This is a genomic window from Salegentibacter haimaensis (assembly GCF_054121495.1).
This window is the reverse complement of sequence record NZ_JBSYGH010000029.1, coordinates 1-6,495: the sequence shown is the minus strand read 5'-3', so window position 1 is coordinate 6,495 and position 6,495 is coordinate 1. Positions and strand designations below refer to the sequence as shown.

Annotated in this window: 3 protein-coding genes; 1 reads left to right on the top strand and 2 read right to left on the bottom strand. The window is 42.7% G+C overall.

Translation table 11 applies throughout. The features are described 5' to 3' along the window. A partial coding sequence (locus ACW6QP_RS15240; RefSeq protein ID WP_457911739.1) for a hypothetical protein occupies positions 1-181 on the top strand: 181 nt, incomplete at its 5' end. 82 nt (positions 182-263) lie between these two features. On the opposite strand, the gene ACW6QP_RS15235 is transcribed toward ACW6QP_RS15240, so the two are convergent. Both ACW6QP_RS15235 and gltB read right to left on the bottom strand, forming a co-directional pair. Beyond that, positions 264-1,724, bottom strand: a complete 1,461-nt coding sequence (locus ACW6QP_RS15235) for a glutamate synthase subunit beta (protein ID WP_457911738.1) — start codon at positions 1,722-1,724, stop codon at positions 264-266. Between the two features lie 3 nt (positions 1,725-1,727). Beyond that, entirely contained in the window at positions 1,728-6,248 is a 4,521-nt protein-coding gene (gene gltB, locus ACW6QP_RS15230; RefSeq protein ID WP_457911737.1) for a glutamate synthase large subunit, read from the bottom strand. Positions 6,249-6,495: the final 247 nt, after the last annotated feature.

Genomic DNA, 6,495 nt, shown 5'->3' with positions numbered 1-6,495 from the left:
AGTCGAGGGATCACCGCCTTGTTTTTTAAAAGACCTTTACAGCAATGTAAGGGTCTTTTTTTTGGAGGAAAGTGAACTATCCCGGTTTCCTGGTGAAACCTGTATTCAAAATTCTTCCGCTAAAGGAGAACAAAGAGCTTTGCATCCTGGAGCTTCAGAGGTATCCCTAAATCTTTATTGAGCTAAAAAGAATTCGATTTCAATAAAAAAGAAAGCCTTTTTCACTAGAGAAAAAGGCTTCTTTCCTAAAAAAATAATGACATTTAAGCCGCAGGCAAATCACCCGGACCTTTAAGCGGAAGTTTAGATTCTCCCATTAAATAGGCGTCTACATAATGAGCAGCTTCTCTTCCTTCAGAAATAGCCCATACAATTAACGACTGGCCTCTGCGCATATCACCTGCCACAAAAATATTAGGTTTATTGGTTTGATAGGTTTTTCCTGCTTCGATATTTGTTCTGTCATCCAATTCCAGGTCTAGCTGCTCACTAAGCGTTTTTTCGGGTCCTGTGAAACCCAAAGCAAGAAGCACCAGGTCACAGGGCCATTCCTTTTCAGAACCTTCGACTTCAATCAATTTGGGGCGTTTTCCTTCCTGCTTTACCCATTCAATCTCTACGGTTTTCAAGGCTTTTAAATTCCCTGCCTCATCTTTCACGAATTCCTTTGTACTTATACTCCAGTTTCTATCAACACCTTCTTCGTGAGAAGAACTTGTCTTTAGGGTAAAGGGCCAATAGGGCCAGGGATTCTCCAAATCTCTTTCGGCATTTGGTTTGGGCATTATCTCAAAGTTTGTGACCGATTTAGCTCCATGTCGATTACTGGTACCCACACAATCTGAGCCCGTATCCCCGCCACCTATTACGATAACATTCTTTCCGGCTGCATTCCAGCGGGCTTCCCTAGCACAAATTCCATCTACAACTTCATTGTTATGTTTTAAGAAATCCATTGCCTGCTCTACACCTTTAGCGTCGGCACCCTTAATTGGTAATTTTCTTCTGCTGGTAGCTCCTCCTGAAAGCACAATCGAATCGAACTCCTTGAGCTTCTCAACCTCATAATTAACTCCTACTTCGGTATTATTCCTAAAATCAATTCCTTCGGCTTTCATTTGATCGATTCTTCGATCAATAATGTGTTTCTCCAATTTAAAATCGGGAATACCATAGCGCAGAAGTCCGCCGGGTTTATTATCTCTTTCAAAAACTGTCACTGTATGCCCGGCTCGGTTTAACTGCTGCGCAGCGGCAAGTCCTGCAGGACCAGAGCCTATAACTGCAACTGTCTTCCCGGTTCTTTTTGCAGGCGGTTGGGGTTGGATCCAACCCTCTTTAAATCCTCTTTCTGCGATATATTTTTCAATTAATTCGATAGCCACCGGCGGATCGGTTATTCCCAATACACAAGCCGATTCACAAGGCGCAGGGCATAATCTTCCGGTGAATTCAGGAAAATTATTAGTAGAGTGCAAAATATGCAGTGCTTTTTTCCAGTCATTCTTATAAACCGCGTGATTAAAATCAGGGATGAGATTTCCCAGGGGGCAACCACTATGACAAAACGGAATTCCGCAGTCCATACAGCGCGCACCCTGATTTTGTAATTCAGCATTGGGCAATTCTTTAGTGAATTCGCTGTAATTCTTTACCCGGCTTTCAACTTCTATAGTTTCCTCTTCCTTTCTATCGTATTCTTTAAATCCTCTTAATTTTCCCATTGCTTAAGCCGTTTTTAGTTCTACATCTGCATCTTGTTGCTCCTGCTCTTCCAGCATTTTTAAAGCCTTTTTATATTCGGTAGGCATTACCTTGATAAATTTTTCTGAATTGCTTTCCCAATTTTCCAAAATTTCAGCAGCCAGGTCGCTACCCGTGAATTTTACATGATTTTCCAAAAGTGTCTTCAATTCATTTTTATTTTCATCTGAAGCTCCTTCCAGGCCAATCATTTCCATATTGAAATTGGTCTTGTCTATAGTTCCTTCAGGATTATAGATATAAGCGATTCCACCGCTCATTCCTGCAGCGAAATTTCGGCCAATGCGACCCAGGATAACAGCAACCCCACCGGTCATATATTCGCAGCCGTGGTCTCCAATACCCTCTATCACTGCTTTGGCTCCCGAATTTCTTACGGAAAAGCGTTCTCCGCCAATTCCATTTATGTAGGCTTCTCCATTTATAGCTCCATATAAAGCTACATTTCCTATAATGATATTTTCATTAGATTTAAAGCTGGCTTCCGGGGGTTTGCTTACACTTAACCTTGCTCCAGAAAGTCCCTTTCCCAAATAATCATTAGTATTTCCGGTTACATGCAGATGAAGCCCGTGAGTTGCGAAAGCTCCAAAACTTTGTCCTGCCGATCCTTTAAAATTCAGTTTTAAAGTGTCTTGAGGTAGACCTTTCTCCCCGTGAATTTTGGAAATTTCATTGCTCAATATTGTTCCGGTAGTACGGTTAATATTGCTTATTGGAAATTCCAAACTCATTTTTTCCTTTCGGTAGATCGCCGGATGAGCTTTGCTTAAAATTTCAAAATCCAGTACATTTTCCAGATTATGTTGTTGTTTTTCGGTGTTGTGTAACGGCATATCCTCGTCGATTTTTGGTTTGTAGAGAATATTGCTTAAATCTATACCCTGTGCTTTATAATGTTCTATGGCAGAATTCATATCCAGCTTTTCGCTGCGACCCACCATTTCATCAATACTTCGGTAACCAAGACTTGCCATAATTTCTCTTAATTCCTGGGCCACGAAATACATAAAATTGATCACATCTTCCGGGGTTCCTTTAAACTTCTTACGAAGGTCTGGGTCCTGGGTGGCGATCCCAACCGGGCAGGTATTAAGATGGCAGGCGCGCATCATAATGCAACCGCTGGCCACCAGGGGAGCCGTGGAGAAGCCGAATTCTTCAGCGCCTAATAAAGTGGCTATGGCTACGTCTCTTCCGGTTTTTAACTGGCCATCGCATTCTACGACAATTCTGTTTCTAAGATTATTCAGCAATAAAGTTTGCTGGGCTTCAGCAATTCCCAATTCCCAGGGTAAGCCTGCGTGTCTCAAACTGGTTAGAGGAGAGGCACCTGTTCCCCCATCAAATCCTGAAATTAAAACTACATCGGCTTTAGCCTTGGCAACCCCGGCGGCGATGGTTCCCACACCAACCTTCGATACCAGTTTTACGTTGATCCTGGCCTCGCGATTGGCATTTTTCAAATCAAAGATCAATTGTGCAAGATCTTCAATCGAATAAATATCGTGGTGAGGTGGAGGTGAAATTAAACCTACATAGGGGGTCGAATTACGGGTTTTAGCAATTTCGGGATTTACTTTAGGCCCGGGTAATTGCCCGCCTTCCCCGGGTTTTGCGCCCTGAGCCATTTTTATCTGAATTTCAGTAGCATTGGTCAAATAGTTTATAGAAACTCCAAATCTTCCTGAAGCCACCTGCTTTATAGCTGAATTTCGCCAGTCGCCATCCAGGTCTTTATTAAAGCGCTGCGGATCTTCCCCGCCTTCTCCCGAGTTGCTCTTTCCTTTAAGCCGGTTCATCGCTATGGCCAGATTTTCGTGAGCTTCACGCGAAATCGAACCAAAAGACATCGCCCCCGTCTTAAATCTTTTTACGATCTCTGTCCAGGGTTCTACTTCCTCCACAGGAATAGGGTTGAGATCCTTGAATTTGAATAGACCTCTAAGGGTCATCAACCGTTCATTCTGGTCATTGATGAGTTTTGAATACTCCTTGTAAACATGTAAGCTGTTCTGCTTTACAGCCTGCTGTAGTTTAGCTACACTGGCCGGATTAAAATTATGTCTTTCGCCCTGTCTTCTCCAGCGGTAATCCCCGCCAATTTCCAGGTCTAAATGCTCTGCATCACTGCTGCTGAAGGCTTTGGAATAGCGTTTCTGAATTTCTTTTTCGATTTCATATAATCCAATTCCTTCAATTCGGGTTGGAGTGTTGCTGAAGTATTTGTTTACAAATTTTTGATTGAGACCCAGGATTTCAAAAATCTGGGATCCTCTGTAGGAATGAAGGGTTGAAATCCCAATCTTATTCATAATCTTGATAATTCCCTTCCCAATGGCCTGATTGAAATTTTGAACTGCTGTTTCTGCATCTTCAATTTCGATCTCCTTATCGGCCACCAGTTTGTGAATGATCTCATTTACCATATATGGATTAACCGCACTGGCTCCATAACCAAAAAGCAAAGCAAAATGATGGGGTTCCCGGGGTTCGGCCGATTCTATCACAATTCCGAAGGAGGATCGACGGTTATAATCTTTCACCCGGTGATGAACAAATGAACAGGCCAGTAGAGAGGGAATAGGAGCAAAGCCTTCTTTGGTATTGCGATCGGAAAGGATAATTATATTGCAATTTTCATCGACCGCACGGGTGATTTCTTTAATCATCTCATCCAAACGGCTTTCAACGCCGTTCAGACCTTTTTCCACTTCATATAATATAGAAACCGAACGCGCCTTAAAACCGGGCTGGTCTATATACTTGATTTTGTCAAGATCTTCATTCGAGATCACGGGATTCTGAATGCGTAACTTTTTGGCCTGTTCAGGAATGACATCAAAAATATTTCTGTCTTCTCCCAGGGCAAGGCTAATATCGGTGATGATTTCCTCCCGAATTCCATCTAAAGGTGGATTGGTAACCTGCGCAAAAAGCTGCTTGAAATAATTGAATAACAACTGGGGTTTATCTGATAAAACCGCCAGCGGAATATCGGCTCCCATAGAACCTATGGCTTCTTTGCCCTGGGTGGCCATAGGAGTAATAATGGTGCTTATATCTTCGTGGGTATAACCAAACAGGTTTTGGCGGGTGGTAATGTCGGTTTTTTCAACCGGGGTCTTATTGCCCGTGTAAGGCACTTTGGCCAGCGGAAGCAGGTGCTCCTCCAACCATTTACGATAAGGTCTTTCAGAAACAATTTTATTTTTCACCTCTTCATCTCCCACAATGCGGCCCTCGTTCATATCTACCAAAAACATTCTCCCGGGTTCCAGCCTTCCGTGTAGTTCTACATTTTCAGGTTGAATATCTACCACCCCGGTTTCTGAAGACATAATCACATATCCATCTTTGGTAAGCGTATATCGTGAAGGTCTTAAGCCGTTTCGGTCTAAAAGGGCGCCTATATAATTTCCATCGGTGAAGGGAATGGAAGCAGGACCATCCCAGGGCTCCATAATACAGGCATTATATTCATAGAAAGCCTTTTTTTCGTTAGACATCGCCGGGTTTTTTTCCCAGGCTTCAGGTACCATCATCATAATAGCTTCCGGCAACGAACGCCCTGTTTGCAGTAATAGCTCCAACACCGTATCCATAGAAGCTGAATCTGATTTGCCTTCAGGAGCAATAGGAACTATTTTTTTAAGGTCATCGCCAAAGATTTCACTTTCAAAAAGTTCTTCCCGGGCTTTCATTCGGCTTAAATTACCGCGAAGCGTATTGATCTCTCCGTTATGACACATATACCTGAAAGGCTGCGCCAAATCCCAGGTAGGGAAAGTATTGGTTGAAAACCGCTGATGCACCAGGGCAAGGCGGGTAACCACATCGGGCTCGTTAAGATCGCGGTAGAATACGTTAATATCCTGCGGCATCAAAAGACCTTTATAGATAATGGTGTTTGTAGATAAGCTGGAAAGATAAAAATTATCGGCCTGCGACAGCCCCGATTTCTCCACCCGGTGCTCGGCAATTTTACGGGCCGCAAAAAGTTTGGCATTAAAATCCCGGGCGGTAAGATCTTCGGTTTTACCAACGAAAATTTGCCAAATTGCAGGCTCGCATAAGGCGGCTATGCTTCCCAGGCAGGCCCGGTTAACCGGAACCTCCCGCCAGCCTAGAATATTAAGACCCTGAGCTTCGAGTTCGTGTTCTAAAATTTCGCTGCAAATTTTTCGCTGATTTTCCTGTTTCGGGAGGAAGCACATCCCTACTGCATATTCCCGAAATTCGGGTAGCTTAAAATCGCAGGCCTTTTTGAAGAATTCGTGAGGAATTTCAATTAAAATTCCGGCTCCGTCACCGGTTTTTCCATCGGCACTTACTGCTCCCCGGTGCTCCAACCGCACCAGTATATTCAAGGCCTTATGAATAATGTCATTGCTTTGTTTACCCTTCAGGTTACAAATAAATCCTGCGCCACAATTGTCATGCTCAAATTCGGGAGAATAGAGCCCCTGCTGTTGTAATTTCATGTCCTGATTATCCTTAAGTGATTTTCGCTAAAGTATTCAAATCACTGAATAAAATGAAGCAAAAAAGCCTAAAAGAAAGTAAAAATGAAACAAAAACAATTAAAAGCCTTTATATTCGTAATTCTCTAATTTTAAGGGGCCTAAATTAAAAAGTCAATAATGGGTGCAATAAAAGAGGCTGTCTGAAAAGGCAGTCTCTTTTTTATTGGAAATAATTCAGGATAGTATTATTTTCATGGTATGAAAG

Excerpts from the sequence above, each read along its gene's own strand:
- ACW6QP_RS15235 (WP_457911738.1), bottom strand. The coding sequence starts at position 1,724 with ATGGGAAAATTAAGAGGATTTAAAGAATACGATAGAAAGGAAGAGGAA.
- gltB (WP_457911737.1), bottom strand. The coding sequence starts at position 6,248 with ATGAAATTACAACAGCAGGGGCTCTATTCTCCCGAATTTGAGCATGAC.